The 26,021-nt window shown below is 69.7% G+C and carries 29 protein-coding genes and 1 tRNA gene; 11 read left to right on the top strand and 19 right to left on the bottom strand.

Features of this window, described 5'->3' with window-relative positions:
• Positions 1-33: 33 nt before the first annotated feature.
• Positions 34-726 (top strand): LPXTG cell wall anchor domain-containing protein, encoded by a 693-nt coding sequence (locus tag GPZ80_RS24140; RefSeq protein WP_187223362.1) that lies wholly within the window; start codon positions 34-36, stop codon positions 724-726.
• Positions 727-787: 61 nt separating this feature from the next.
• Positions 788-1,618 (top strand): putative RNA methyltransferase, encoded by an 831-nt coding sequence (locus GPZ80_RS24135; RefSeq protein WP_187223361.1) that lies wholly within the window; start codon positions 788-790, stop codon positions 1,616-1,618.
• Here the strand turns inward: GPZ80_RS24135 and GPZ80_RS24130 are convergent.
• Positions 1,607-2,170, bottom strand: a complete 564-nt coding sequence (locus GPZ80_RS24130) for a TIGR03086 family metal-binding protein (protein ID WP_187223360.1) — start codon at positions 2,168-2,170, stop codon at positions 1,607-1,609. The two genes, GPZ80_RS24135 and GPZ80_RS24130, sit on opposite strands and share 12 nt — an antisense overlap.
• A gap of 74 nt (positions 2,171-2,244) precedes the next feature.
• On the opposite strand from GPZ80_RS24130, the gene GPZ80_RS24125 reads away from it, so the two are divergent.
• Positions 2,245-2,835, top strand: coding sequence for a TetR family transcriptional regulator C-terminal domain-containing protein (locus GPZ80_RS24125; RefSeq protein WP_187223359.1), 591 nt, complete (start codon positions 2,245-2,247; stop codon positions 2,833-2,835).
• Between the two features lie 62 nt (positions 2,836-2,897).
• Positions 2,898-3,275 (top strand): thioredoxin, encoded by a 378-nt coding sequence (gene trxA, locus GPZ80_RS24120; RefSeq protein WP_187223358.1) that lies wholly within the window; start codon positions 2,898-2,900, stop codon positions 3,273-3,275.
• A 555-nt stretch (positions 3,276-3,830) separates the two neighbouring features.
• On the opposite strand, the gene GPZ80_RS24115 is transcribed toward trxA, so the two are convergent.
• From GPZ80_RS24115 to GPZ80_RS24085, 7 genes are all read right to left on the bottom strand, one after another.
• Positions 3,831-5,177 carry a sensor histidine kinase gene (locus tag GPZ80_RS24115; RefSeq protein ID WP_187223357.1) on the bottom strand — a complete coding sequence of 449 codons (1,347 nt, stop codon included), beginning with the start codon at positions 5,175-5,177 and terminating at the stop codon, positions 3,831-3,833.
• Positions 5,174-5,866, bottom strand: coding sequence for a response regulator transcription factor (locus GPZ80_RS24110; RefSeq protein WP_187223356.1), 693 nt, complete (start codon positions 5,864-5,866; stop codon positions 5,174-5,176). Before GPZ80_RS24110 ends, GPZ80_RS24115 begins: the two co-directional genes overlap by 4 nt.
• On the bottom strand, positions 5,863-6,381 hold the full coding sequence (locus GPZ80_RS24105) for a hypothetical protein (protein ID WP_187223355.1): 519 nt from the start codon (positions 6,379-6,381) through the stop codon (positions 5,863-5,865). The genes GPZ80_RS24110 and GPZ80_RS24105 overlap by 4 nt, the downstream gene beginning before the upstream one ends.
• A gap of 10 nt (positions 6,382-6,391) precedes the next feature.
• Positions 6,392-7,582 carry an ABC transporter permease gene (locus tag GPZ80_RS24100; protein ID WP_187223354.1) on the bottom strand — a complete coding sequence of 397 codons (1,191 nt, stop codon included), beginning with the start codon at positions 7,580-7,582 and terminating at the stop codon, positions 6,392-6,394.
• Entirely contained in the window at positions 7,579-8,259 is a 681-nt protein-coding gene (locus GPZ80_RS24095; protein ID WP_312880539.1) for an ABC transporter ATP-binding protein, read from the bottom strand. The genes GPZ80_RS24100 and GPZ80_RS24095 overlap by 4 nt, the downstream gene beginning before the upstream one ends.
• Positions 8,256-9,476 (bottom strand): efflux RND transporter periplasmic adaptor subunit, encoded by a 1,221-nt coding sequence (locus tag GPZ80_RS24090; protein WP_187223353.1) that lies wholly within the window; start codon positions 9,474-9,476, stop codon positions 8,256-8,258. The genes GPZ80_RS24095 and GPZ80_RS24090 overlap by 4 nt, the downstream gene beginning before the upstream one ends.
• Positions 9,477-10,046: 570 nt before the next feature.
• Positions 10,047-11,189 (bottom strand): DUF2306 domain-containing protein, encoded by a 1,143-nt coding sequence (locus GPZ80_RS24085; protein ID WP_187223352.1) that lies wholly within the window; start codon positions 11,187-11,189, stop codon positions 10,047-10,049.
• Positions 11,190-11,280: 91 nt separating this feature from the next.
• Between GPZ80_RS24085 and GPZ80_RS24080 the strand changes: the two genes are divergently transcribed.
• On the top strand, positions 11,281-11,958 hold the full coding sequence (locus GPZ80_RS24080; protein ID WP_187223351.1) for a TetR/AcrR family transcriptional regulator: 678 nt from the start codon (positions 11,281-11,283) through the stop codon (positions 11,956-11,958).
• A gap of 207 nt (positions 11,959-12,165) precedes the next feature.
• Positions 12,166-12,339, top strand: a complete 174-nt coding sequence (locus GPZ80_RS24075) for a hypothetical protein (RefSeq protein ID WP_187223350.1) — start codon at positions 12,166-12,168, stop codon at positions 12,337-12,339.
• Positions 12,340-13,220: 881 nt separating this feature from the next.
• On the opposite strand, the gene GPZ80_RS24070 is transcribed toward GPZ80_RS24075, so the two are convergent.
• From GPZ80_RS24070 to GPZ80_RS24050, 5 genes are all read right to left on the bottom strand, one after another.
• Positions 13,221-13,293, bottom strand: a tRNA-Ala gene (locus GPZ80_RS24070).
• Positions 13,294-13,349: 56 nt separating this feature from the next.
• Positions 13,350-14,111, bottom strand: coding sequence for a divisome protein SepX/GlpR (gene sepX / locus GPZ80_RS24065; protein WP_187223349.1), 762 nt, complete (start codon positions 14,109-14,111; stop codon positions 13,350-13,352).
• A 180-nt stretch (positions 14,112-14,291) separates the two neighbouring features.
• Positions 14,292-14,942, bottom strand: coding sequence for a GNAT family N-acetyltransferase (locus GPZ80_RS24060; protein ID WP_187223348.1), 651 nt, complete (start codon positions 14,940-14,942; stop codon positions 14,292-14,294).
• Complete coding sequence (gene glp, locus GPZ80_RS24055; protein WP_187223347.1) at positions 14,935-16,158, bottom strand: molybdotransferase-like divisome protein Glp; 1,224 nt, start codon at positions 16,156-16,158, stop codon at positions 14,935-14,937. Before glp ends, GPZ80_RS24060 begins: the two co-directional genes overlap by 8 nt.
• A gap of 39 nt (positions 16,159-16,197) precedes the next feature.
• Positions 16,198-17,112 (bottom strand): UTP--glucose-1-phosphate uridylyltransferase, encoded by a 915-nt coding sequence (locus GPZ80_RS24050; RefSeq protein ID WP_187223346.1) that lies wholly within the window; start codon positions 17,110-17,112, stop codon positions 16,198-16,200.
• 24 nt (positions 17,113-17,136) lie between these two features.
• Here GPZ80_RS24050 and GPZ80_RS24045 point away from each other — a divergent pair, with 24 nt between their 5' ends.
• From GPZ80_RS24045 to GPZ80_RS24025, 5 genes are all read left to right on the top strand, one after another.
• Positions 17,137-17,745 carry a 5-formyltetrahydrofolate cyclo-ligase gene (locus GPZ80_RS24045; protein ID WP_187223345.1) on the top strand — a complete coding sequence of 203 codons (609 nt, stop codon included), beginning with the start codon at positions 17,137-17,139 and terminating at the stop codon, positions 17,743-17,745.
• A 103-nt stretch (positions 17,746-17,848) separates the two neighbouring features.
• Complete coding sequence (locus tag GPZ80_RS24040) at positions 17,849-18,169, top strand: FmdB family zinc ribbon protein (protein ID WP_187223344.1); 321 nt, start codon at positions 17,849-17,851, stop codon at positions 18,167-18,169.
• A 129-nt stretch (positions 18,170-18,298) separates the two neighbouring features.
• Positions 18,299-18,883, top strand: a complete 585-nt coding sequence (locus GPZ80_RS24035; RefSeq protein ID WP_187223343.1) for an SAF domain-containing protein — start codon at positions 18,299-18,301, stop codon at positions 18,881-18,883.
• A 51-nt stretch (positions 18,884-18,934) separates the two neighbouring features.
• The gene (gene mscL / locus GPZ80_RS24030) at positions 18,935-19,333 is read left to right on the top strand and encodes a large-conductance mechanosensitive channel protein MscL (protein WP_187223342.1); all 399 of its coding nucleotides are present in this window, start codon (positions 18,935-18,937) and stop codon (positions 19,331-19,333) included.
• Positions 19,334-19,360: 27 nt separating this feature from the next.
• Positions 19,361-19,528 carry a hypothetical protein gene (locus GPZ80_RS24025; protein WP_187223341.1) on the top strand — a complete coding sequence of 56 codons (168 nt, stop codon included), beginning with the start codon at positions 19,361-19,363 and terminating at the stop codon, positions 19,526-19,528.
• A 104-nt stretch (positions 19,529-19,632) separates the two neighbouring features.
• On the opposite strand, the gene GPZ80_RS24020 is transcribed toward GPZ80_RS24025, so the two are convergent.
• The 6 genes from GPZ80_RS24020 to GPZ80_RS23995 form a co-directional block, all read right to left on the bottom strand.
• Entirely contained in the window at positions 19,633-20,133 is a 501-nt protein-coding gene (locus GPZ80_RS24020) for a MogA/MoaB family molybdenum cofactor biosynthesis protein (protein WP_187223340.1), read from the bottom strand.
• 64 nt (positions 20,134-20,197) lie between these two features.
• Positions 20,198-21,250, bottom strand: a complete 1,053-nt coding sequence (locus GPZ80_RS24015) for a sensor histidine kinase (RefSeq protein WP_187223339.1) — start codon at positions 21,248-21,250, stop codon at positions 20,198-20,200.
• Positions 21,250-21,942 (bottom strand): response regulator transcription factor, encoded by a 693-nt coding sequence (locus GPZ80_RS24010; protein WP_187223338.1) that lies wholly within the window; start codon positions 21,940-21,942, stop codon positions 21,250-21,252. The genes GPZ80_RS24015 and GPZ80_RS24010 overlap by 1 nt, the downstream gene beginning before the upstream one ends.
• A 266-nt stretch (positions 21,943-22,208) precedes the next feature.
• The gene (locus GPZ80_RS24005) at positions 22,209-24,080 is read right to left on the bottom strand and encodes a trypsin-like peptidase domain-containing protein (protein WP_376771711.1); all 1,872 of its coding nucleotides are present in this window, start codon (positions 24,078-24,080) and stop codon (positions 22,209-22,211) included.
• Positions 24,081-24,100: 20 nt separating this feature from the next.
• On the bottom strand, positions 24,101-25,207 hold the full coding sequence (galT, locus tag GPZ80_RS24000; RefSeq protein WP_187223337.1) for a galactose-1-phosphate uridylyltransferase: 1,107 nt from the start codon (positions 25,205-25,207) through the stop codon (positions 24,101-24,103).
• On the bottom strand, positions 25,204-26,001 hold the full coding sequence (locus GPZ80_RS23995; RefSeq protein WP_187223336.1) for a DeoR/GlpR family DNA-binding transcription regulator: 798 nt from the start codon (positions 25,999-26,001) through the stop codon (positions 25,204-25,206). Before GPZ80_RS23995 ends, galT begins: the two co-directional genes overlap by 4 nt.
• Positions 26,002-26,021: the final 20 nt, after the last annotated feature.

The raw sequence follows: 26,021 nt of genomic DNA, 5'->3' as shown, positions 1-26,021 counted from the left end.
CGTCGGGGCAGTGGTCACTCTGGGAGTTCACACATGCGCAGGTTTGTCGCGTCGCTTACGTTTACGGCCGTCACTGCGGCCTCTCTGCTGGCCTTCACTGGCACCGCCGGCGCCCAGGAAGGCCCGCCCCCCGCCGGCGACACCCGCGCCGAGTACTTCGAGAAGAACATCACCTACAAGTCCTGCTCGGACCTGTGGGAAGGCAGCAAGTTCATCATCGGTGAAGAGAACCCGGGCGACAACAAGATGTCCATCGACATCACCGAAGAGGACGTGCCCGAGGGCATCGAGCTCGTCGGCGTGGTCGTCAAGGGCGGCGACGGGTACAACAAGTACTCGGCGGACAAGCTCGGCGAGATGCCGTGGCTGAAGCTGCACTCGCCGTACAACAAGGGCGGGAACATCGCCGCGATCAGCCACTGGTTCGCCTGTGGCGTCGAGACCGACACCGAGCCGACCGAACCCACTGAGCCGACCGAGCCCACTGAGCCCACTGAGCCGACCGAGCCCACGACGGAGCCGACGGACCCGAGCAGCACGACGAACGCTCCGGCCACGACCACCCCGAAGCCCGCAGGCGCCGTGTCGCCGTCCGACGGCAGCGAGCTACCCGACACCGGTGCGAACGTCGGCTGGATGATCTTCCTCGGCGCCGCGCTGCTGCTCAGCGGTGGCCTGTTGCTGGGTGTGCCGCGCATCCGCAACGCGGTCCTGCGTCGTAACTGATCCACTTAGACCGAAGGCCCGGGCGACACTGTCGCCCGGGCCTTCGTCGTAGGGTCCCCCCATGCTCGCCGACGCCGTCCCGTTCCTGGCCTGCCCGCTGTGCGGTGACGCCCTGGCCATCGAGTCCGGGACTTTGCGGTGCGTGCGGTCGCACAGCTTCGACATCGCCCGCCAGGGCTACGTGAGCCTGCTGCGCGGCACCTCCACCTTCACCGGGGACACCCCCGAGATGGTCGACGCGCGCGCGGCCTTCCTCGGCGCGGGCCACTACGCCCCGATCGTCGAGGCGATCACCGACGCGGCCCGGCCCGGCCTAGGCTGCGTCGTGGACGTGGGCGCGGGCACCGGCTACTACCTCGCCGCCGTCCTCGACCGGTTCGGCAGCCGCGTGGGGCTCGCCCTGGACGCTTCCAAACCGGCACTGCGCAGGGCTGCCCGCGCCCACCCCCTGATCGGCGCGGTCGGCTGCGACGCCTGGCAGCCGCTGCCGGTCCAGCCCGCGTCCGCGGGCCTCGTCCTCAATGTCTTCGCCCCGCGCAATCCCGTTGAGCTGCGGCGGATCCTGCGGCCAGAGGGCACCTTGGTGGTAGTCGCCCCGACCTCGCGACACCTCGCCGAATTGGTGTCCACTTTGGACCTTCTGGCAGTCGATGAGGACAAGCAGAGCCGGATCGACGAACGCCTGGCGCCGCACTTCGACCTCGCCGAGCAGACCGACCGTGAGTTCTCGATGACGCTGTCGCACCACGATGTCACCACGCTGGTGGGTATGGGGCCCAACGCTTTCCACACCGTCGCCGCCGAGTTCCGCGAGCGGGTCGCCGCACTGACCGATCCGCTCACGGTGACCGGATCGGTCACCGTGAGCACCTACCGACCCTCAGGCGGCTGAGGCCACCGGCGCCCGCCCGGTCAGGGCGAGCAGCCGATCCTGCGCCGACGCGTCCTCCGCGACGGGCAGTCGCGCGGCGAACGCGCCACCGGGACCCCACAACTCCTCGGGGAACCGGCTGACGACCTTCACCGCCGCCTCGGCGAGGTCCTCGTCGTACCGCAGGTCGATCCCGGCCGCCGACGCGATGTCCCACGCGTGCACGAGGACGTCGGCGAAGTGCACCGACTGCGCCACCGCACCGGTGCGCTCCACGCCGAGTAGTTCGAACGAGGCCTCCTGCGCCTCGTCGCTCGCGAAGGCCGCGAGGAAGGCCTCAGCGGTCTTCCGGAAGTTCGCCCGCGGGTCCGCGGCAGGCGAGACCTCCGCGGGCGGGGCCTGTCCCGTGAGCTTGGCCAGCATGCCGTGGTTGTTGCCCACCATGTGCTCGATGACGCCGCGGACCGTCCACTCCGAGCAGGGCGACGCGAGGTCGAGTTGCTCGTCGGTCAGCCGGTCGATGATCCCGCCGGTGACCTCGACGGCCCGCCGGTCCAGTGCCCTGATGTCCATGACCCCTCCAGAAATAAGTACGAACGATCGGTCAGATAGTTCCACATGATCGTCGGGTCGTCTAGATTGCTCGCATGGACGGTCGGCTGGCTCGGGGCGCGGAGACGCGACGCCTCACGCTGCGCCGGGCCGCGGAGATCGCGTCCGTGGAAGGGCTTGACGGGTTGACGATCGGCAGGCTGGCAGGCGAGTTGGAGCTGAGCAAGAGTGGGATCTTCGCCCATTTCGGCTCGAAGGAGGAGCTGCAGCTGGCGACGCTCGCCTACGCCGAGGAGGTGTTCGTCGAGCGGGTGATCCGCCCGGCGCGGGCCGCCGAGCCTGGGTTGCCGAGGTTGCGGGCGCTGGTCGACAGCTGGATCACGTATTCGCGGACCCGGATCTTCCCTGGTGGTTGCTTTTTCGCCGCGGCTTCGGCTGAGTTCGATGCCCGCGAGGGCCGGGTGCATGACGCGGTTGTGGGTGCTTTCCGCGGTTGGATGGCGCTGCTCGTGGGCATGGTCGAGGAGGCGGTCGAGCGGGGCCAGTTGCCCGCGGGCACCGACGCGGCACAGCTGGCGTTCGAGATCGACGCGCTCGCCCGCGCGTCCAACGCGGTGTCGGTCCTCACTGGCGACGATGAGGCATACCGCAGGGCAGACGCGGGTATTCGCGCGAAGTTGGGGTAGGGAATGTTCCATGGGCGTGGTTCGTTGAACCGCAGACAGCACGCCCTTACCTAGGAGGTCCTGTGGCGACGGTCGAATTGACCACCGAGAACTTCGATGAGGTCGTGGGCGGTGGTGGCACCGTCCTAGTGGACTTCTGGGCGGCTTGGTGTGGCCCGTGCCGCCAGTTCGGCCCGATTTTCGAGAAGGCGTCCGAGCAGCACGCCGATGTGGTCTTCGCCAAGGTCGACACGGAGGCCCAGCAGCAGCTGGCGCAGGCGTTCGGCATTTCGTCCATCCCGACGGTGATGGCCGTCCGCGAGGGCGTCGTCCTGTACTCCCAGCCCGGCGCTCTTCCCGCGCCCGCCCTGGAGGACTTGATCACCCAGCTGAAGGCTGTGGACATGGCCGAGGTCCACGCCGAGGTGGCCAAGCAGAACGCGGGCCAGCCTGCCGAATAACCCACCACGCAGCCGATGCCCCGCGACCCACTCGCGGGGCATCGCTGTGCTCGGGACGCCTCTACTTGATGTTCACAACGATCGAGGAGTTCGAGACTCCGACTCTGACCTGACGGCGCCGTCTCGAGTACATCTCGCATCCACGAGTTCTCGGGGACCACGGTAGGACAGTGAGCATCACCGGAGATGCCTCCTTCCGTAGCGCGGAGAGCGGGATCAACTGGTCGACCAAGTGCAGCACCTCGAAGCCGTCGCCAAGATCGCACCCATCCGGCGAGAGAAAGGCCGCCCGTCGGCCGCACGGCCGAAATCGCCATTCGGCGTTGTCAGACCTGGCAACCCCTGAGTGATCTCGAGAGCGGTGGCGATCAGCGCGGGCGGTGATGGGCGGCAAGCAGGCCATGCGCGTACGAGCCCGTCGTCTTCGCGACCTCGCGCAGCGCGCGCGGGTCTTCGATCGTTACGTTTTCCTCGCGCGCGCTCCGGCGCGCGGCTGAGTGGTGGTTCTTGATCGCGGGAGGTGCTGGACTGGGCTGGTTGGGGGTGGTGCCCGGCTCAGGTGAGCGGCAATGTCACGGTGAAGGTGGAGCCGGTGTCCGGGGTGGACGCCGCGGCGATGGTGCCGTTGTGGGCGGCTACCAGGGCGGCGGCGATGGACAGGCCGAGCCCGGTGCCGCCGTGGTCTCGGGAACGGGAGGCTGAGGCCCGGTAGAAGCGGTCGAAGACTTGGTCGATCTGTTCGGGGCTCATGCCGGGGCCGGCGTCGGTCACGGTGATCACGGCGGTGGTGGCCGTTGCGCTGAGGCCCACGCGGATTGGTCCGGCGGAATGCTGGATGGCGTTGGTCAGCAGGTTCGCCAGCACTTGGCGCAGGCGGGCCTCGTCCCCGGGGACCACCGCGCCGGGTGCGGCCAGGTGCAGGGTCACGTCCCGGTCCGGGGCGGCGGCGCGGGCGTCCTGGACGGCGTCCACGGCAAGGACGGTGAGGTCGACGGCGCCGCGGTTCAGGGGACGTTGCTGGTCGAGGTTGGCCAGCAGGAGCATGTCCTCGACCAACTGGGTCATGCGGGTGGCTTCGGCCTCGATGCGGGCCAGGGATCGCTCCGGGGTGCCGCCGCCCTGGCGGTACAGCTCGGCGTAGCCGCGGATGGAGGTCAGTGGGGAACGCAGTTCGTGGCTGGCGTCGGCCACGAACCGGCGCAGGCGTGCCTCCGATTCCTGGCGGGCGCGGAAGGCGGACTCGATCGTGGTCAGCATGGTGTTGAGGGCTGTCGCGAGGTGGCCGACCTCGCTGTGGGCGTCGACGACCGGGACCCGGCGGGAGAGGTCGCCCGCCGCGATCTGCTCGGCGGTGTGCTCGACCTGCTCCAGCGGGCGGAAGCTGCGTCGCACCAGGAAGTAGCCGAGGCCGATCAGCGCGACCAGGGCGATGCCGCCGGTCACGAGGATGGTCGACCTGGACTGCGCGACCGTGCTTTGGACGTCGGCCATGCTGGTGGCGGCGACCAGGTAGTAGCCGTTGCTGGAGCGGTGCACCAGCACCCGCCATGCCCCCTCGGTGAACGGCTGCCCCTCCACCGCGTCCGCGAGCGGCGGCAGCTCCAATTCCGTACCGGTGGAGGTGCGCAGGGCGGATCCGATCAGGCTGCCGTCCGGGGCGTGGACCTGGATCACGAAGTCGCTGGGCAGCAACTGCTGCGACGGCGGGGCGCCTCGGGGGAACCGGCCGTCGTCGAGGGCGCGCAGGGCGCCGGCCGCCGCACGGGTGATCCGGGTGTCCACCTGGGACACCAGGTAGCTCTCCATGGCGCGCGGGGCGGCGACCGCGGCGACGGCATAGGCAAGGATGAGCAATAGCACCAGCACGGCGAGGAGTTGGAAGCGCAGCGGGAGCCTGGTCATCCCGGCTGCTCACGCAACACGTAGCCGAGGCCGCGCACGGTGTGGATCAGCCGGGGATCGACGTAGTCGACCTTGCGCCGCAGGTAGGAGATGTACGACTCGACCACGCCGTCACTGCCGGTGAACGCGTAGTTCCAGACCTGGTCGAGGATCTGCTGCTTCGACACCACCCGGTTCGCGTTGCGCATCAGGTAGTGCAGCAGCTTGAACTCGGTCGGCGATAGCTGCACTGGTGTGCCCGCGCGGTGCACCAGGTGCGCGTCGGTGTCGAGCTCCAGGTCGGCGTAGCGGAGGATGTCGCGGTCCGAGCCGGGGGCGGAGCCGGCGCGGCGCAGCACGGCGTGCACCCGGGCCACGACCTCCTCCAGGCTGAACGGCTTGGTCACGTAGTCGTCGCCGCCGAGGGTCAGGCCGGTGACCTTGTCGGCGGTCGCGTCGCGCGCGGTCAGGAACAGCACTGGCACGCGCCGAGCACCCCCGCGCAGGCGCCGGACCACCTCGAACCCGTCGATGTCGGGCAGCATCACGTCCAGCAGCACCAACTCCGGGTCGTCTCTCTCCGCCGCGCGCAGCGCGTCACCACCGGAGCCGGCGGTGGTCACGTCGAACCCCGCGTACCGCAGGCTCGCGGCCAGCAGTTCGCGGATCGACTCCTCGTCGTCGACGACGAGCAGGCGGGTCCGGGTCAAGGCTGTTTGGTCACGGTCGTCGCGCTCATGGAGCCATCTTGACCCCGAGTGATCTGGAGCTGCACGGTGGCACCCTCGACCAGGTCCGCCACGGCACCCGGCTGGGCGAGGTTGACCTTCGTCTCGTCAGTCATGGCCACGGTGACCTCCTGCCCATCGGCGCCCTTGAGCACAAGGTTCTGCCCATCGACGCGCACGACCGTGCCGGTCAGGCCGGGCCCGCCACCACGCCCGCCGGGCATTCCCTGGCCGCCCTGGCCTCCCTGCCCGTTCTGCCCGCCCGGGGGGCCGCCCTGACCGCCCCCGCCACCGAAGCCGGGCCTGCCCTGGGCGGCGGGCGCCGGAGTCTCCGCGGTCGCCGAGTGGACCAGGATGCCCCCGGTGAACGCGACCCCGGCCAAGGCGAGCGCGGCCAGGATCAGCGTGACCTTGTTCGGGCCACCACGGCCCTTGAGGTCGTGCTCCAGCTCGGCGCTGGGGACCGGGTCGGCGAGCAGGTCGGGCTTGTCGGACATGTGGTTCTCCTTAGTCATGGCGCAGTGCTTCGATCGGCCGCAAGCGTGCGGCCCGATGGGCCGGGTAACCGCCGAACACCAGGCCGACCAGTGCGGACACCCCGAAGGCGAGCGCGACGGACGGCCAGGACACGACGGGGGTGATGCCGGAGATCTGCAACCCGCTGGCGGCCAGCCCGGCGGCGACGCCGAGGCCGCCGCCGAGCAGACCCAGGAGGGTGGCTTCGGTGAGGAACTGGCCGAGAATCGCCCCGCTCGGCGCGCCGAGCGCTTTGCGCACGCCGATCTCGCGAATCCGCTCGGTGACCGTGACCAGCATGATGTTGGTGATCCCGATCCCGCCGACGAGCAGCGAGATCGCGGCGACCGCGGCCAGCAGGACGGTGAAGGTCTCGGTCGCCTCGGATCGGGCGGCGAGGACCTGCGTCGGGTTGGACACTCGGAAGTCCGCCCGCGCCGGGTTCGCGATGCCATGTCGATTGGACAGGATCGTGGTGATCTCGGCCTGCGCCTGCGCCATGACGTCGGCGCTGCGCGCGGTGACCAGGATCTGACTGAGCCCGCCGTACCCGGTGAGCATGTTCTGCACCGTCGACAACGGCGCGACGGCCATGTCGTCCGGGTCGCCGAACCCGGTGCCACCTTTGGCTTCGAGCACCCCCACCACAGTGAACGGGAGCCCGTTGACCAGCACCTGTCCGCCGACGGCGTCCTGCGTGCTGAACAGGTTCGACGCGGTCGTGGCGCCGAGGACGACGACCTTGCGGGCCTCGGCGAGGTCGGTTGAGGTGAACGAGCTCCCCGACGCGATCGTGCTGTTGGTGGCCTCCAGGTAGGCAGGCTCGGCGCCGATGAACTGCCGGACGCTCGCGGTGGTGTCGGACTGGGTGACGCTCACGTTCCCGGAGGTCACCACCGGCGTCGCTGTGGCGACGTCGGGCGCGCCGAGCGGGTCCACCAGGGCGCGGGCGTCGGCGACGGTCAGCGGCTTGCCCGCGTCGCGACCGCCTTGGGCGGACACCGTGAGCAAGTTGGTGCCCAGCGCCGAGATGCTGTTCGCGACCGCGGCCGACGCGCCGGTGCCCACGGCGACCAGCACGATCACCGCGCCGACGCCGATCATGATGCCCAGGGTGGTGAGCCCGGAGCGGAGCTTGTTCGCGGCGAGCCCGCGCAGCGCGAACCGGAACGTCTCGATCATGCGAGCACCCCGGCGACGATGCGGCCGTCGTGGACGCGGACGGTGCGATGCGCGTGCGCGGCGACGTCGGCCTCGTGGGTGATCATCACGATGGTGCGGCCCGCCGTGTTGAGGCGGTCGAACACGGCCAGGACGTCGGCGGAGTTGCGGCTGTCGAGGTTGCCGGTCGGCTCGTCGGCGAGCACCAGCGTCGGCGCGGTGACCAGCGCCCTGGCGATCGCCACCCGCTGCTGCTCGCCGCCGGAGAGCTGCGTCGGGGTGTGGTCGGCGCGGTGGCCGATGCCGACGAGGTCGAGTGCCGCCCGTGCCCGTTCCCGGCGGTGCTTGCGGGCCATCCCGGCGTAGACCAACGGGAGTTCCACATTGGACAGAGCAGTCGTGCGCGGGATCAGGTTGAACGACTGGAAGACGAAGCCGATCTTGCGGTTGCGCAGCAGCGAGAGCTCGGACTCGGTGAACGTCGACACCTCGATGCCGTCGAGCCGGTAGCTGCCCTCGCTGGGCGCGTCGAGGCACCCGAGGATGTTGAGCAGCGTCGACTTGCCGGAGCCGGACGCGCCCACGATAGCCACGTACTCGCCCTTCTGGACGGTCATGTCGACCCCGCGCAGCGCGTGCACCCTGGTCGAGCCGGTGCCGTACACCTTGTGCAACCCGGTGATCTCGATGGCGGTCACCGGCCACCGCCGCCCTGACCGGTACCCGCGCCACCCGGGACAGCCGCGCCGGGTCCCACCCCACCGCCCGGTCCTCCACCGCCGCCGAACGGCGATGTGCCCCCGGTACCGCCTCGGGTGCCGGTGGAGACCGCGCCGGGGATGACGACCTGGTCGCCCACCGACACGCCCGAGGTGACCTCCACGGTCGAGTCACCCCTCACGCCGATCGTCACGGCGCGGCGAGTCTCGACGCCGTCGACCAGGAGCGTCACCGTGCTGGCGCCCCCGGTGGTCTGCACGGCCACGCTGGACAGGACGACCACGTCGTCCACCTGCGAGACGGTGACCGACACGCTCGCGGTCTGCCCGGCACGGGCCCCGTCCGGCAGCGTCGGCACGGTCAGGGTCGCGCCGAAGGTGACGACGTTGTTGCTGGAACTGGGGACCGGATCGATCGCGGCGACGGTCCCGGCGACAAGGGAGCCGGGGATGGCGTTGACGGTGATCGTCGCCGCCTGGCCGACCTTCACCTTCGCCACGTCCACCTCGGCGAGCGACGTGCGCACCAGCAGCGTGGTGAGGTCGGAGATCTGGATGAACGCCGAGGAACCCGAGGAACTCGACCCGGTCGACGATCCAGCCGCAGACCCGGTCGATGATCCGCCGGAACCCGCGGTACCGCCGACGGACCCGTTGACCGCGACCACGGTCCCGGCCGCCGGTGCGGTCAGCGTGGTCGCGGTGAGCTTCTTCTGCGCCGCGGCCAGCGCCGACTTCTTCTGCTTGAGCGCGGCCTCCTGCTGCTTCACCGAGGCGCGGGCCTGTGTGGCGTCGGCACCCTGCGCGACGGTGTCGCTGAGCTTGGTCTGGGCGCTGGTGAGGTTGTACTGGGCGGCGTCGCGCTCGTCTTCGGCGATGTCGACCGAGGCCGCGACCTCAGCGGCGTCGAGCTTGGCCAACGCCTGACCGGCGGTCACGGTGTCCCCAACCTTGACCAGGATCTCGGCAACCGTGCCCGCGGTCGTGAAGTCGGCCGTCACGCTTGAGGCGCTTTCCAAGGTGCCGGAGGCGGACACGGTCTGGACCACCGAGCCAGTACCCGCCGTGACGGTCCTGAGCGTGGCCGAGGCGGACTCCGTACCGCCGCGCAGCCAGAAGTACGCCGTCACCCCCGCTGCCAGCAACACGACCACGAGCGCGACGTTGATCAGCCGGAACGGCCGCTTTCTCACCATGACGAGCAGTCAACGCGACGGAGCTGGGAACCACCTGCATCCAAGCCGGCAGTTCCCTGGGAGACCGACGGCAGGTCGACACGAACCATTGTTCCGTGACATGCCGGCCGCCGCGCTCAGGATCCCGGGAACATCATGGCCCGATTGTCGACCACTAGCTCGGGCGCAGCGATCGTTCCAACGCACTCTGATGCCGCACAGAGCGTGCGTGACTGCGGATGCACAGCGACGCGGCCTCCACGTGATGGGAGCCGGTTCGGTTGCCGACACGCTAGCGATGACGAACCGCTGGTGCCGTGCGGGACGAACGGTACGCGCTCCGTCCCGCCATCACCCCTGAGGTGAACATCCGCCTGCCGATGTGGGGTGGACGCACTCTTGCCAGCGACAAGCCCGACCGCTGGGGTGCGGTCGGGCTTGTCGTGGTTCGAACGGATTCAGATTCCAATCATGAGCCGCAGGTCAGAGACCTGAGTGGACCTGAGGTCAATTCATCCGAATCAGGAGGTTCTCGTCCGCGGGGCGGAGAACATAGTCCGGCCTGTCCGCCACCGCACGTGACGGGCGTACTCAGATCGGCAGCACCTTTGGTTGATCGGATTGCGGTATGACGACTGTTCGGCGGCGCCATACGACTAGCAGTAGGCCCATCGACAGTGTGACCGCGGGAGCGGTGAGCAGGGCGCCGAAGAATGCTTCGCCCGTCGTGAACGGCGCGTCGTAGGCGAGCCAGAGCAGCAGCATCGCGGGAACGCTTGCAACGAACGCGAGCGTGTGTACGCGCCACTCCTCGGCGGCGACGTCTTTTCCGGCCTTGCGGGCAGCGGCGGCGTTCGTGGCTGCCGCGGCCAGGCCGGCGAGCATCGTGCACATGCCTGCGATGGTGATCCGGTCGGTGCCGTCGAAGGTCTCTGTGTACCGCAGGACAAGCAACGGCAGGGTGGCCAGCGCCGCGATCCCGACCGCGCGGTCGAGGTTTCGCCCCGGCAGCGGGCGGACCGTCGGGCTGCGCCGATCGCGTCCGGCCATGGCACGGGAGGCGAGGATAGCGCCCAGCGGCGCCAGGGTGGCGAGGGTCGCGCCACCTGCCAGGTTGGTCTCCACCTGGGTCGTGCCGGACCAGAGCACGCCGAGCAGCACGTACTCGATCCGCAGCAGGGGCGCGGTGAGCAGAAGTGCGAACGCGTAGGCCATCAGGGACCGGTGCATGGCGATCTGGCGTCGCAGGGCGGTCGCGAAGCCGCCGATCACGCCGATGAGGGTGCCGAGCGCGAGCGCCCAGAGTTGGAGATAGAACGCAGGGCCGTCAAAGGTGTGCTCTGGCCCCACGGCCAGCAGGTAGCCGAATGCTCCGAGCATCCCCACGAGTGCGAGGGTGACGCCGACCCGGCCCAGGACACGATGCCTGCGCAGGTTGCGGCGAAAGCGGGCCGAGAACTGTGCCGCGAAGATGAGGATGGCGATGCCGCCCGCGGTCGTGTGAAACAGCAGCAAGACCCGGTTCTCGGCGTATGCGTCGGCTTGCTCGTGGTGGATCGAGCCCGCACCGAGCGCCTGCTCGTCACCGACCGCGCCGGCGAACACGCGGTCCCACAACCCGGGAGCGCTGGGGTTGAACAAGCGCCAGGTGTACTCGATCGCCATCGGCGCATAGATCACGCAGACCGCCGCGACGGCGGCCCACGCGACCCAACTCCAGCGCTTGTCGCGCACGACACCCTCCTCGGGATAACGTATGTTATGAGCAGTGTGAGGGGAGGTGAAGGCTTTGTCGAGTGACGTGGGTGATCTCACGCGGGACCCGATGCGTAGGCGCCTCACCGCGGCCGCCGCCGGTTTGGTCGCCCGCCACGGGGTGGAGGCGCTGACCGCGCGGCGGGTGGCGACCACGGCCGGGACGTCGACGATGGCGGTCTACACACACTTCGGATCAATGGAGACATTGGTCCGTTCGGTCGTCGAAGAGGGCTTCGATCGCCTCGAGCGCCGGTTCGTGGCCGAGGGTAGGCACCCGGACCCGGTGACTCACGTCGCCGGGCTCACCGCTGGGTATGTGGAGCACGCCCGCGAGAACCCGGAACTCTTCGCCGTCATGTTCGGCACGGTGCCCATGGGCAAGTACCGATCGGTGTCGTCCGAGGAACTCGCGGCCGGACGTCGCGGCACCCTCGACCGGGCGGGCGCGGCTCTTCAGCGTTGCGTCGAGACGAAGCGCATCCGCCCGACTCCCGGCTCCGCGCTCTCCTTTCGCTGGTGGACGCTGGTACACGGGTACGTCATGCTCGAAGGTGCGGGCTATGTCGCCCAAGACCGTGGCGTCGATCGTGTTCTGGTCCCGCTGCTGGTCGACTTCTTCGTCGGTGAGGGTGATGACGAAAGGCGCGCCGAAGCATCCATCTCGGTGATTTTCGGGCACGCTCGCAGCCCCGTCGGAGCAGGCGATCAAGCGAACGCGACGCCGGATGCCCGACTCCCGCAGTAGCGGGCGGTCACACAACGGCCCCGCCTGCAGAGGCATTGGTAGCGGTTCGCACACCGACACAGCGGCGATAATGAATCCACTGGTCAACATGGCTGTGTACCTGACATCAATTCATCCGAACCATGCCGTCACCCCTGAGGTGAACGTCCGCCTGCCGACGTGGGGAGTAATGCGCTTTCACCAAGAACGGACACCAGCAGGGCGCCAGTGAGCAGCGGCGACAACCCGATCGTCAAGCAACCGACCGCGGTGATCGCGTGGGAGATGCACGCTCAGGCGGGGGTGCGCCGACCTTTGGACGAGATGCCGTCACGAATCGCCGACAGCTTGCTGGGCCACTTCGAGGTGCGTCTCAAGCCCGGCGCCGATATCCCTGAATAGCGACGCGCTCTCATGCGTTTGATCGGACCGCATACGGGTGGCTATAGCAACAAGCCCGACCGCTGGAATGGTCACCGATCGCACCGTGGGCGACATGCCTATTGGTTACACACCCGATGCGCGCAGCGCGAGCCACACTGATCCGGCAGAGCTGGAATGGTCACCGATCGCACCGTGGGCGACATGCCTATTGGTTACACACCCGATGCGCGCAGCGCGAGCCACACTGATCCGGCAGAGCTGGAATGGTCACCGATCGCACCGTGGGCGACATGCCTATTGGTTACACACCCGATGCGCGCAGCGCGAGCCACACTGATCCGGCAGAGCTGGAATGGTCACCGATCGCACCGTGGGCGACATGCCTATTGGTTACACACCCGATGCGCGCAGCGCGAGCCACACTGATCCGGCAGAGCTGGAATGGTCACCGATCGCACCGTGGGCGACATGCCTATTGGTTACACACCCGATGCGCGCAGCGCGAGCCACACTGATCCGGCAGAGCTGGAATGGTCACCGATCGCACCGTGGGCGACATGCCTATTGGTTACACACCCGATGCGCGCAGCGCGAGCCACACTGATCCGGCAGAGCTGGAATGGTCACCGATCGCACCGTGGGCGACATGCCTATTGGTTACACACCCGATGCGCGCAGCGCGAGCCACACTGATCCGGCAGAGCTGGAATGGTCACCGATCGCACCGTGGGCGACATGCCTATTGGTTACACACCCGATGCGCGCAGCGCGAGCCACACTGATCCGGCAGAGCTGGAATGGTCACCGATCGCACCGTGGGGGTCTGGGGGGTCGCCCCCCAGATACGATGCGGAACGCAAAACGGCTCATGCTCTCTAAGAGCATGAGCCGCCTATGCGTGGAGCTGCGGGGAATCGAACCCCGGACCTTCTCGATGCGAACGAGACGCGCTACCAACTGCGCTACAGCCCCGAACTTGGTGCGCGGAGAGCGTATCAGGATGTGCGCACCGGGGTTTCTGGGGGGTCTTACTCTCCGACTGCTCGGCGGTAGGGCAGGTGTGCGGGGTCGCCGAGTTCGTCGAACCAGGGGTCTTCGTCGTCGATGTCGACGACGACCGCGCTGGGGTGCGCCATGCGCGTGGGGGCGTAGTCGCGGGTGGGGCGGGCGTCTTCGTCTTCGTAGGTGTCGTATTCGTCCGCGTAGGGCCGGGCGTGGGAGCGGCGGGCGGCGGACATGCGGGCGTAGCGCCGTTGACGGATTTCTTCTTCGATCCGGACTTGGCGGCGCAGGTAGGTGAGGTAGCCGACGAGGGCGAGGTCGGTCGCCCCGTGCACCCACCAGAGGGTCGCGTTGAGGGTGGCGGCGAGGGCGACGGTGATGACGGCGACGGCGATCATCAGCAGGACGACGCGTTGGCGGAACCCGTATTTGGCGCGGGCGGCGCGGGCGGCGGCGTCGGGGTCGTAGCCGCCGCGGCCGGGGCGGTAGCGGCGGACTTCGGGTTCGGGGTCGTCTTCGATTTCGGCGTCGTCGAGCTCGTCGAGCTCGGGGTCCACCTCGTCGACGTCGCTCATCGCGAAGTCCTCCCGGGTGTCCTCGGCCTCCTCGTGGAGGTCGTGCAGGTCGTCTTCTTCGTCGTGGTCGTGGGCGCTGCCGCTGCGCACGACTCGTGCCGCGAGCGCGGAGTCCGCTGTTCTGGCGATTTCCTGGCGCTTGCGCACGACCATCGGGACGAGGACGACGAGCCATGCCACTACGAGTGCGACCACGATCAAAGAGCTCGGCATGTCCCGGCACCTCCCCCGAACTTTGCGACGCACGCGTCCCTGCATTCGCCACGTTAGTCACAACAGTCACACGCTTGGCGGAGGCGCGCCGACCACGTTCACCCATTCGGCTAGTTCGTATGTGGACCTTCCACCGTAACGGTCTTGATCAAACTAATTCGCCGTGAACTTCGCACGTCGTTATGACAAAACCGCACCGCCGTCGTCGATCAGGCGCGCTACCAGGCTTTTTGGTATGTCCTCTGTGGTCAGTGCGAAGCAGAGATGATCACGCCAGTCGCCCGCGACGTCGAGGTAGCGGCGGAAGAGGCCCTCTTCGCGGAAGCCCAGCTTGGTCAGCACGCGCAGGCTCGCGGCGTTCTCCGGGCGCACCGTGGCCTCGATTCGGTGCAGCCCGGCCGAGTTGAAGCAGTGATCGACAACGAGGGCCACGGAAGCGGTCGCCACACCCCCGCCGGTGACCTCGCTGTCGACCCAGTAGCCCACCCAGGCCGAGCACAGCGAACCCCGGATCACGTTGCCCACGGTGATCTGGCCCGCGAACTCGCCGTCGACCGTGATCACGAACGGCAGCGACATCCCGCGCCGCCCGAGGGCGCGCAGCGTGGACCACTGGGCGGGCCACGCGATGCCCGCGTTGCGCTCCGCCCACGTCCCGGGGACCGACGGCTCCCAGTTCTCCAGATGCCGTTGGTCGCGTTTGCGGATCCGGCTCCACGCGGCGGCGTCCCACAGCCTCGGCGGCCGCACCTCCACCACACCCGCGGCCACGGTCAGCGGCCCGAGTCGGGCGGGCCAGCCGGGGTGGCGGCCCACGGGGGCGCTAGCCACGCTGGGCGAGGAAGCTGACCTGCACCTGCTCGCCGACGGGGATCTCGGTCGTCTCTTCGTCCACGAGTACCAGGCAGTTCGCCTCGGCCAGCGACGCCAACAGGTGCGACCCGGACAGCCCGAGCGGCTGGACCAGGTACTCGCCGTTGGACTCGTCGCGCAGCAGCTGCCCGCGCAGGAAGCCGCGGCGGTCCTTTGTCGACGTGATCGGCGAGAGCAGCCGGGCGGTGACCACCCGACGGTGTGGGTTGCGCTTGCCTTGGGCGGCCCGGATAAGCGGGCGGACCATGACCTCGAACACCACGAGCGCGCTCATCGGGTTGCCCGGGAGCAGGAACGTCGGTACGGCGTCGGGTCCGAGCCTGCCGAAGCCCTGCACCGAACCGGGGTGCATCGCGACCCGGGTCATGTCGACCTCGCCGAGGTCCTGGATCGCCGAACGGACCTCCTCGGCCAGTTCGCCACCCACGCCGCCCGCGATGACCACGATCTCCGACAGCAGCAGCCTGCTCTCGACGACCTCACGCAGCCGCTTCGGATCGCTCTCCAGGATCCCGACCCGGTTGACCTCCGCCCCGGCGTCGCGGGCCGCGGCGGAGAGGGCGTAGGAGTTGACGTCGTAGACCTGTCCCTGTCCGGGCGTGCGGTCTATGTCCACCAGTTCGTCGCCGACGGAGATGATCGATACCCGCGGCCTCGGGTAGACGAGCACCTTGGAGCGGCCGACGGCGGCGAGCAAGCCGACCTGGGCCGAGCCGATCACCGCGCCGCGGCGGACCGCGACGTCGCCGGTCTGCACGTCCTCACCGGTGCGCCGGACATAGCCCGCCGACGGCACCGGCTGGTGCACGGTGACCTTGGCGTGGTGACCGTCGGTGAACCCGGTGGGCAGCACGGCGTCGGCCAGCGTCGGCAGCGGCGCGCCGGTGGCGATGCGCACGGCCTGCCCCGGCTGGAGCCTGCGCGGCTGCCGCGAGCCCGCGGCGATCTCGCCGACGACCGGCAGTTGCACCGGCTCCTCGCCCGCGGCCTGGGTGTCGACACTGCGCACGGCGTAGCCGTCCACCGCCGCCTGGTCGAAACCCGGCAGCGCGCGCTCGGCAACGACCTCCTCGGCGCAGAGCAGGCCCTGCGCCTCGGAGATGGCGACCCGCACGGGGGCGGGCCGGACCGCGGCCGCCAGCGCCCTGGCGAGTTGCTCGTCGACTGACCTCATCCGGTTACCTTGTCACCAATCGCGTCCTGGACCCGGCATCTACACGCCGCCAACCCGTTCCCGCAGCCATTCCCGCAGGTCGGGCCCATACTCCGGGTGCTCGAGGGCAAAGTCCACGGCGGCACGCAGGAAACCGCCAGGATTCCCGAGGTCGTGCCTTCCGCCGCGGTGCACGACGACGTGGACCGGGTGGCCCTCGGCGATGAGCAGGGCGATGGCGTCGGTCAGCTGCAGTTCCCCGCCCGCGCCGGGGGTGATCCGCTTGAGCGCGTCGAAGATCGCGCGGTCGAGCAGGTAGCGGCCTGCCGCGGCGAAGGTCGAGGGCGCCTCGGCGGCGGGCGGCTTCTCCACCATCCCGTGCACCTGCTTGACGTCGGCCGGATCGAAGCCGACATCGGTGCTCTGTGAAATCTCAGCCACGTCGAAGACGCCGTAAGCGGAGATCTGCTCGCGCGGGATGTCGAACGCGCACAGCACCGAGCCGCCGAACTTCGCGCGCACGGCGGCCATACGGGTCAGCACGCCGCTCGGCAGGACCAGGTCGTCGGGGAGCAGGACGGCGACGGCCTCGTCGTCGCCGCGCAGGTTGCCTTCGGCGCAGCCGACGGCGTGGCCCAGACCGAGGGCCTGCTCCTGGATCGCGGTCTCGACCTGCAGCAGCCCGGGGGCGCGGCGGACCTTCGCGAGGAGTTCGGTCTTGCCGCGCGCCTCGAGCGTGCGCTCCAACTCGGGCTGTGGGCGGAAGTAGTCGGCCACCGCGTCCTTGCCGGGCGAGGTGACGATGATCAGGCGCGTGGCGCCCGCCTCCGCGGCTTCCGCGGCGACGTATTCGATGCCCGGCGTGTCCACCACCGGGAGCAATTCCTTGGGGACGGCTTTGGTCGTGGGCAGGAAACGGGTGCCAAGGCCTGCTGCGGGGACGATGGCGGTGGTGAATGCGGTCGACGCGCTCATGGACACGCAGCCTAACCTCGTGGTGTGGCTTCGCCTGGGAGTGATCTCGAAGAGGCACGCGAGTGGACCAAGGATCAGTGGCGCTCGACGTTGCTCAGCAGACGCCGACGCCTGCCCGCGAGCGCTCGCTTCGCCGAGGCGGTTTCCCTCACTAGGCTTTTGACCAGCGCAAAGGTTGTGCGCCGCGGTCAGACGCTGTGCGCGTACGTGCCGATCGGCTCGGAGCCCGGCTCCGTGCAGATGCTCGACGAGGTGGCCGCGCACGGGGTACGGGTGCTGCTGCCGATCGTCGCGGGCCAGGGACCGCTGGACTGGGCCTGGTACGCGGGGCAGGAGTCGCTGCGGCCGGGTCCGTGGGGGCTGTTGGAGCCGATCGGCGAACGGCTGGGCGCCGCCGCGCTGCGGATCGCCGACATGGTCCTGGTGCCCGCGCTGGGTGTGGACCGCGCGGGCGTGCGGCTGGGCCGTGGCGCGGGGTACTACGACCGGAGCCTGGTCATCGCCGCGCCGGGCACACCGCTGGTGGCGGTGGTGCGCGACGACGAGACGGTCGACCGGCTGCCGCGGGAGCCGCACGACGTGCTGATGACCGCCGCGCTGACCCCCGGACGGGGCCTCATCCAACTGCCGTGACTGTGAGATCCGGCGGAGATGTTTGCGCTCCGCACGCGTGGTGTCGCAGAATTGGTGTTAGCACTCCGGCTGGCCGAGTGCCAGGTTTCGAGAGGGAGCCATCGTGCCCACGTACCAGTACGCCTGCACGGCGTGCGAGCACCGCTTCGACGCGGTGCAGTCGTTCACCGACGCCGCTCTTTCCGAGTGCCCGGAATGCGCCGGCCGCCTGCGCAAGCTGTACGGCTCGGTCGGCGTGGTGTTCAAGGGCAGCGGCTTCTACCGCACCGACAGCCGCTCGGGGTCGAGCGCGACCGCGCCCGCGGCCACTGCCGCCGCGACCCCGGCGAAGTCCGAGTCGAGCGCGACCACCTCGGCCTCGACCTCCTCGACCTCCTCGACTTCGTCGAGCACTGCGTCCACTACCACGGCGAAGGCTTCCTGAGCCGCTTCACGCCGTAGTCGTCCACAACGCCCGGGCGGGCATCCACAGCCCGGGCGCACCGGGTTCCCGGCGCCGCCCGGACTCCCTAGCGTCGAGATGGTCAGCCATCTCGATCTCCGGGAGCCCGTCGTGCCGCGTTTCGCCACCCGTTCACTCACCCTCCGGCGGTCTGTCGCCGTTCTCCTCGTCCTGCTCGCGGCCGTCCTGTGGCTGCGCCCGGTCACCGACCGCACAGCCCCCATGCTCGTCGCCTCCCGCGCGTTGGCGCCGGGTGTGGACCTGTCGGCATCGGACGTGCGGGTCGTGCGCGCGCCGCCCGAGGTCGTCCCGCTCGCCGCGTTCACCGAGCCAGCGGCCATCGCGGGCCGGGTGTTGGCGGGGGCGGCGGGCGAGGGTGAGCCGATAACGGAGGCACGGCTCGTCGGGCCCTCCGCGGTGGGACCGGGGTTCGCCGCGGTTCCGGTGCGGTTATCGGATCCCTCGGTCGCCGAACTGGTGCGGCCCGGGTCGCGTGTGGACATCGTCTCCACGGACAAGCGGGGCGGCGAAGCGGTGGTCTTGGCACGCGACGCGACCGTGGTGACGGTGCGGCGTGACGATCAGGTGAACGGTGGGCGTCGCGGCAGTCTGCTGCTTATCGCCCTTGCGAGGGATTCCGCGGCCAGGGTGGCGTCCAGCTCACTGGAACGTCCGGTAACCGTTACCCTCCGATAGTTCCTTCCCCCGTACGGCGTATTCGCCGTTCGTCCTGATTGGAGTGCCAAGGTGCTGAAGGGCTTCAAAGACTTCCTGATGCGCGGGAACGTCATCGACTTGGCGGTCGCCGTCATCATCGGTGCGGCGTTCACCACGATCGTGACCGCGTTCACCACCGGACTCGTCAAGCCGCTCATCAACGCCGTCGGCGGTTCCGACGCCGCTCAGGGCCTCGGGTTCAGGATCCTCGGAGAAAACCCGTCGACGTTCATGGACGTCGGCAGTGTCCTCAACGCGGTCATCAACTTCGTCATCGTGGCCGCGGTCGTGTACTTCGCGATCGTGCTGCCGGTGAAGCACCTGCAGGAGCGCCGCAAGCGCGGCGTGGAGCCGGGGCCGTCCGAGCCGACCGATGTCGAACTGCTCACCGAGATCCGCGACCTGCTCCGCCAGCAGCAGATCCGCTAGTTCCCGCGCGTCGGGGATGATGGACGCATGAGCGAGCAGCCGACCGAGGACGAACGCAGGCGCAGGCGCGATCTCGACGCCATCTTCGGGGACGTGCTGCCCGAGACCACCTCGGACGAGCGCGACCCGCCGAGGAGCGACGACGACCGCGAAGAGTGGTACCGAGTCAACCGCCCCCCGCACCACGGGGGCTAGCCCGCGAGTCCCACGTCGCCGACAGCGAGTTCCGGTTTCGCGACAGCGAGTCCCCTGTTCGGGTCTTCCGAATCGGGGACTCGCTGTCGTTCGTGCGGGGGTTGTCAGTTGCCGTCGAGGCCGGAGAGTTCGCCGATCACGTAGGGCACCAGGGACGACAGGGTTGCCATGCCGTCTCGGACCGCGCTGCGTGAGCCGGCGAGGTTGACCACCAGGGTGCTGCCCGAGACGCCCACCAAGCCACGCGAGATGCCGGCGTCGACCGCGCCCGCGGCCAGGCCGGACGAACGCAGTGCCTCGGCGATGCCGGGGATCGGGCGGTCGAGCACGCCCTGCGTGGCGTCCGGGGTGACGTCGCGGGGCGAGACCCCGGTGCCGCCGACGGTCACCACGAGGTCGGCGCCGCCGATCACCGCGGTGTTGAGCGCGTTGCGGATCGCGACTGTCTCGCCTTCGACGGGGACGATGCCGTCGACGATGAAGCCCGCTTCCTCGAGCAACTCGGTCACCAGCGGTCCGACCGTGTCCTCATGTTCCTTGTGCGCCACCCGATCGTCGACGATGACGACGAGGGCCCTGCCGAGCCGTTGCGCGCTGCGTTCCATGTCCACCAACCTAGCCGCCCCGACCGATCCCGGCCCCCGAAGGTGACCGTTTCTTGCCGACCTCTCAGGTGTGCCCGGCCGCGAGCGGCAGCCGGACCTCGAAGCGGCATCCGGGGCCGTGGTTGCGGGCGGCGATGCGGCCGTGGTGCGCCTCCACCAAGCCCTTGGCGATGGCCAGGCCGAGTCCCCCACCCCCGTGCTCGTCCGGGCGCGGTGTGCGGGCGCTGGTGCCGCGGAAGGCGACATCGAAGACGCGGTTGAGTTCGGTCTCCGGGATGCCGCCGCAGGAGTCGTCCACCGACAGGACCGCGTCGCCGCCGTCGACCCCGACCTGGACCGCGACCGTGCCGTCCGGGGGCGTGTGCCGGATGGCGTTGGATACGAGGTTGTAGACGATGCGGGCGAGTTCCGGGTCGCTGCCGAGCACCACCGGCCACACCTGGGCGTTGGTCCGCACCCGGACGCGCTTGCGATCGGCGACGGGTGTCTGCGCGGACAGGGCGTCGCTGATGACTTCCCGCAGCGGGACCGCGGACATGGTGAGCCGCAGGGCGCCCGCGGTGATGCGGGACAGCTCGAACAGGTCGTCGACCATGGTGGAGAGCCGGCGGGTCTCGCTGCCGATGCGGTGGGCGTAGCCCGAGACCTCCTCGGGCGAGGTGACCACGCCGTCGGCGAGGGCCTCGGCCATGGCGCGGATTCCCGCTAGGGGCGTGCGAAGGTCGTGGCTGATCCAGGCGACCAGTTCGCGGCGCGAGGCTTCGGCGGCGCGCTCGCGCTCGCGGGCCTCGTGCTCCCAGACACTGCGCCGGGCGATGCGCCTGCCCAGCAGGACCGCCAGGGGGACGGTGACCAGGGTGACCAGCAGACAGATCAGCAGCATCGTGGTCAAGGTCGTGGTGAACATGAACCCGCTGATGCCGAGCACCCCGACGACGACGGCCGCCACCGGCACCAGCACGAGAACGGTCATCGCCGAGGACAGCGAACCGTTGCGCAGCGCCCGAAGCAGCAGCGCGCCGAGCAGGACGACCGGCAGCACGGTCAGCAGCGCGAAGGGCAGGATGTGCCAGAGGTGCAGGAGCAGTTCCCTGAGGGACTCCCCGGATTCGACCATCAGCGCTCCCCGTCGTAGCGGTAGCCGACGCCCCACACGGTGACGATGCGGGTCGGCTTCGCCGGGGTCCGCTCGATCTTCTCCCGCAGCCGTCGCACATGGACGGTGACGGTGGACTGGTCGCCGAAGTTCCAGCCCCAGACCCGGTCCAGCAGCTGCTCGCGGGTGAAGGCCTCCCCCTGGTGGCTCATCAGGAACTCGAGCAGGTCGAACTCGCGCGTGGTCAGCGCCAGCTCGGCACCGTCCACTGTGGCTTTGCGGGCGGCCGCGTCCAGCTTGAGATCACCGTCGACAAGGTCCTTGGCCCGGGGCGGCGCGGCGGCCCTGGCCCGGCGCAGCACCGAGGTCACCCGTAGCGCGAGTTCCTTGGGGCTGAAGGGTTTCGTCACATAGTCGTCGGCGCCGAGCTGCAACCCGGCGATGCGGTTCTCCTCCTCGCCGAGAGCGGTCAGCATGACCACGGGGACGGCGCTGTGCTCACGCAGCCGCCTGCACACCTCCAAGCCGTCGATGCCGGGCAGCATGAGGTCGAGCACGACAAGATCGGGCTCGTTCTCCGCGATCCAGCGCAGGGCGTCCTCGCCGTTGTCGGCGAGCGCAACGTCGTGCCCGTCGCGCTCGAGGTAGCGCCGCACCACGTCGGACACGGTGAGATCGTCGTCGACGACCAGCACCCGGCCGGTCGGTTCCATCGGGGTTCCGCCTCTCACCAGGGAGTTCACGGTCCATCGTGAACCAGACGGACCATGAGAGCAGGGATCCGCCCCGGATCGTCAGCGGACCGTAAGACTCGGGCGTCGGTCAGCGCTGTTCGGCTCGTCGCGAGCGTGGGGAGTCGAACGTGCGACAGGAGCCGCAGGCGGGCGGGCGAGGGTTGCTATCCGTCCGCGTGCGACTCCTGTGCATTGGCTCCTGTCGGAGCCCCAGTCCGGCCTGGGGGCAATCAGACCGGAGTGTCCTATTCGGTTTCCACTGGCTGTCCCGCAAGCGTCGCCTCGACTGTACGCTCACCGTCGCCGATTACCAGCTTGACTTTGTCCCCCGGCGCATGAGAGCGGACCGCCGCGACGAGTGCGTCCGAGGTGTCGATTCGGCGGTCGTCGAGCCTGGTGATGACGTCACCGGCCTTGATGCCTGCCTTCTCCCCCGCGCCGCCGGGGACGACCTGGGAGACCAGGGCGCCGCCGCCGTTGTTGTCGCGGACGCTGACGCCCAGCACGGTCTGGGTGGCTTTGCCGGTCTTCACGATCTCGTCGGCGGTGCGGCGGGCCTGGTCGATCGGGATGGCGAAGCCGATGCCGACCGAGCCGCCCGCGCCCGAGCCTGAGCGCGGGCTGTAGATGGCCGAGTTGATGCCGACGACCTGGCCGCGCATGTTGACCAGCGGGCCACCGGAGTTGCCCGGGTTGATCGCAGCGTCGGTCTGGATGGCATCCATGACCGTGGCCTGGCTGCCGTCCTCGCCGCCCGCACGGGTGGGCCGGTTCAGCGAGCTGACGATGCCCGAGGTGACCGTGCCGGACAGCTCGAACGGTGAGCCGATCGCGACCACGCTCTGGCCGACCCGCAGGTCGTCGGAACTGCCGAGTTCGACCACCGCCAACCCTGAGATCCGCTCCGCGCGGACGACGGCCAGGTCGGACGACGGGTCGCGGCCGACGATGGACGCCTTGGCGGTGCGCCCGTCCTGGAACACCGCGACGATCTGCCCGTCGTCGGCGGCGGCCTCCACGACGTGGTTGTTGGTGACGATCAGGCCGTCCTGGCTGATGACGAAACCGGACCCCTCCCCCGCGGAGGACCGGCCACGCACCTGCAACTGCACGACGCTGGGCAGCACCTTCTGCGCGACCGCCTCGACCGAGCCGTCGGGCGCGGGCGTCGACGCCTGCTTCGCGGGTTTCGGCGCGTCCAGGGCGCTCGACGAGCTCACCGGCGAGCGCGAGTCGGCGACCAGATACCCGCCGGCGGCACCCGCGGCGCCGCCGACGATGAGCGCGAGCACGGTCATGCCCGCGACCAGTCCCCCGGTCTTGCGGCGCGGGGGCTCGGCCGCGGCGATCCGCTGCGGCGGCGAGGTCGGAGTTTGGGGCGGGGCGTAGGGATTGGCCACCGGCTGCCCCGCATAGCTGTGGTGACCTGTGAACGCGGTGCCGTAGAGGACCTGGTCCCGGCCGGAGCAGCCCGGCTGGTCCGGTCCTGCGGCAGAGTGACCCGGCACGTCCGAGTGCGCGCTCGCCGGACCGGCCGACCACAAGTCCGCCTGCGAAGAGGCGGGCGCCCGGTCATCGGACTGCGCGGCGGCCGCCGAACTATCGGGCTGGGCGCCGGGGTAGGTGGCGGCCGAACCACCGGACTGAGCGGCGGGTGCCGGGCTGTCGGACTGCGCGGCGGCCGCCGAACCGTCGGGCTGGACGCCGGGATAGGCGGCGAGTTGCTCGAAAGTCGGCTCGGCATCGGCGGAGCTCGCGGAGCCACTCGGGGCTGTGTAGCCCTCGGACGGACGGCCCAGGTAGTCCTCGCGGGTGTACCCCACGGTGGTCGAGTGGCCGGGGCCCTGCTCCCCGGCCACTCGGCCACCGGTTTCCGACTCGGCGAGGCCCTGCACCTCGCGTGAGCCGTAGTTGTGCTGGTCGGTCATGCCCTCGGCGTTGTTCGCCCCTGGGTGCGCGGGGCCCTGCACCCCGCGCACCCTGGGGTCGAACGCCTGATGGTCCGGGCCCTGCACCCTTTCCACCGGGTTCCCCGACTCCCGTGCGGCTTGCGCCGACCACGGGCTGACCTGAAGTCCCGGTTCCCCGGGCGTGTCCTCGGGCCTGTCGTCCGTCATGTCACCTACCTTGCGCCAGTCTACTGAGAAGCGCCTGAGACCGTCCTGTGCGAAGGCCGTGAACTCGACAACCTCACAGCGAGGTCTTCCGGGGTCACATCGTTGATCCAGACCGCCATTGCGGACTCCGAACCGGCAAGATACTTCACCCGGTCGGCCGTTCGCAGTATCGAGAACACCTGCAAATGGAGCCATGCCAGGTCGCGGCCGGTGTTGACCGGCGCCTGGTGCCAGGCCGCGATGTAGGGAAGCTCACGTTCGTACAGGCCGTCCAACATGCCGAGCACCCGCCGGTAGACCTCGGCGAAGTCGTCGCGTTCGGCGTCGGTGAGCGCGGGCAGGTCGGGGACCTGGCGGTGCGGGACGAGGTGCACCTCGACCGGCCAGCGCGCCGCGGCGGGCACGAAGGCGGTCCAGTGGGCCGAGTCGACGAGCACCCGGGTGCCCTCGGCGCGCTCGGCGGCGAGGACGTCGCCCATCACCGGGCGGCCGTGTTCGGCCTGGTAGGCGGCGGCGACCTCGAGCATCCGGGCGGTGCGCGGGGTGACGAACGGGTAGCCGTAGACCTGCCCGTGCGGGTGGCTGAGCGTCACACCGATCTCGTCGCCGCGGTTCTCGAACGGGAACACTTGCTCGACGCCGGGGAGGTTGCTCAGCGCGGCGGTGCGGTCGGCCCAGACGTCGACGACGGTGCGGATCCGGCTGACCGGCAGCGCGCCGAAGGACACCGAGTGGTCGTCGGTGAAGCAGACCACCTCGCAGCGGCCCACCCCCGGCGCCGCGGGCACGAGACCCGTCGCGGTGGCGGCCGTCGCGTGCTGCGCGAACGACGGGAAGCGGTTCTCGAAGACCACCACGTCGTAGCCCGGTTCCGGGATCTCGGTCGGCCTGCCGTCAGTGGACGGACACAGTGGACACAGGCCCGCGGGCGGCTTGTACGTGCGGGTCTGGCGGTGCGCGGCGAGGGCGACCCACTCGCCGGTGAGCGGATCGCGGCGGATCTGCGAGGTGTTCTCGGCGGGCGCGAGGTCGCGCGGGTCCACAGCAGTGCGCGCAGGCGCGTCGGTGGAATCGTCGAAATAGAGGATCTGCCTGCCGTCGGCGAGCTTGCCTTCGGTCCGCCTCACTGGTCGGCCTCGGCCACGGCGGTCACGGACGCGATCACCAACTCGCCGACGCGCTCTTCCAGCACTGCACGCGCGTCGTCGGGGATGCCTTCGTCGGTGACCAGGACGTCGGCCTCTTCCAGGTCGGCGATGGTGGAGATGCCCACGACACCCCATTTGGTGTGGTCGGCGAGGACGACCAGCCGCCCGCCTGCCTCGACCAGCGCGCGGTCGGTCTCGCACTCGTCGAGGTTGGGCGTGGTGTAGCCGGCGCTGTCGGACATGCCGTGGACCCCGAGGAAGACCATGTCCAGGTGCAGCGACCGCAGCGACTGCACGGCGACCGGGCCGACCAGCGCGTCCGACGGGGTGCGCACGCCCCCGGTGAGCACGACCGTGCGGTCGGTGCGGCCCGCGTGGCGCAGGACGTCGGCGACCCGGATCGAGTTGGTGACCACCGTCAGGTCCGGGACGTCGGCCAGAAACCGGGCGAATGTCCAGGTGGTGGTGCCCGCTGACAGTCCGATCGCGGTGCCGGGCCGGATGAGGCCCGCGGCGCGGGCCGAGACCGCCTCCTTCTCGGGCAGCGCCCGCACCGACTTCGCCTCGAATCCGGGCTCGTCGGTGCTGCGGCCGATCACCGAGGTGGCGCCGCCGTGCACCTTCTCCAAGAGCCCGCGCTTCGCCAGGACGTCGAGGTCGCGGCGGACCGTCATGTCGGACACACCAAGTCTTGTGACCAGCGCGTGGACCTGGACGGCGCCGGTGCGGCGAATCTCGTCCAGGATCACTTCTTGGCGCTGACGTGCGAGCACAACAGAATTCTACAAGGTCG

This window comes from Actinokineospora xionganensis, assembly GCF_014323725.1.
Classification (GTDB): Bacteria; Actinomycetota; Actinomycetes; order Mycobacteriales; family Pseudonocardiaceae; genus Actinokineospora; species Actinokineospora xionganensis.
Note: the sequence above shows the minus strand (reverse complement) of the source record. Positions and strands in the feature narration are given on the sequence as shown.

Bases quoted from the DNA above. Each gene is read 5' to 3' on its own strand.
- GPZ80_RS24140 (WP_187223362.1), top strand. From the start codon at position 34: ATGCGCAGGTTTGTCGCGTCGCTTACGTTTACGGCCGTCACTGCGGCC.
- GPZ80_RS24135 (WP_187223361.1), top strand. From the start codon at position 788: ATGCTCGCCGACGCCGTCCCGTTCCTGGCCTGCCCGCTGTGCGGTGAC.
- GPZ80_RS24130 (WP_187223360.1), bottom strand. From the start codon at position 2,170: ATGGACATCAGGGCACTGGACCGGCGGGCCGTCGAGGTCACCGGCGGG.
- GPZ80_RS24125 (WP_187223359.1), top strand. From the start codon at position 2,245: ATGGACGGTCGGCTGGCTCGGGGCGCGGAGACGCGACGCCTCACGCTG.
- GPZ80_RS24115 (WP_187223357.1), bottom strand. From the start codon at position 5,177: ATGACCAGGCTCCCGCTGCGCTTCCAACTCCTCGCCGTGCTGGTGCTA.
- GPZ80_RS24105 (WP_187223355.1), bottom strand. From the start codon at position 6,381: ATGTCCGACAAGCCCGACCTGCTCGCCGACCCGGTCCCCAGCGCCGAG.
- GPZ80_RS24100 (WP_187223354.1), bottom strand. From the start codon at position 7,582: ATGATCGAGACGTTCCGGTTCGCGCTGCGCGGGCTCGCCGCGAACAAG.
- GPZ80_RS24090 (WP_187223353.1), bottom strand. From the start codon at position 9,476: ATGGTGAGAAAGCGGCCGTTCCGGCTGATCAACGTCGCGCTCGTGGTC.
- GPZ80_RS24080 (WP_187223351.1), top strand. From the start codon at position 11,281: ATGCGTAGGCGCCTCACCGCGGCCGCCGCCGGTTTGGTCGCCCGCCAC.
- sepX (WP_187223349.1), bottom strand. From the start codon at position 14,111: ATGCCGAGCTCTTTGATCGTGGTCGCACTCGTAGTGGCATGGCTCGTC.
- glp (WP_187223347.1), bottom strand. From the start codon at position 16,158: ATGAGGTCAGTCGACGAGCAACTCGCCAGGGCGCTGGCGGCCGCGGTC.
- GPZ80_RS24050 (WP_187223346.1), bottom strand. From the start codon at position 17,112: ATGAGCGCGTCGACCGCATTCACCACCGCCATCGTCCCCGCAGCAGGC.
- GPZ80_RS24025 (WP_187223341.1), top strand. From the start codon at position 19,361: ATGAGCGAGCAGCCGACCGAGGACGAACGCAGGCGCAGGCGCGATCTC.
- GPZ80_RS24020 (WP_187223340.1), bottom strand. From the start codon at position 20,133: ATGGAACGCAGCGCGCAACGGCTCGGCAGGGCCCTCGTCGTCATCGTC.
- GPZ80_RS24015 (WP_187223339.1), bottom strand. From the start codon at position 21,250: ATGGTCGAATCCGGGGAGTCCCTCAGGGAACTGCTCCTGCACCTCTGG.
- GPZ80_RS24010 (WP_187223338.1), bottom strand. From the start codon at position 21,942: ATGGAACCGACCGGCCGGGTGCTGGTCGTCGACGACGATCTCACCGTG.
- GPZ80_RS24005 (WP_376771711.1), bottom strand. From the start codon at position 24,080: ATGACGGACGACAGGCCCGAGGACACGCCCGGGGAACCGGGACTTCAG.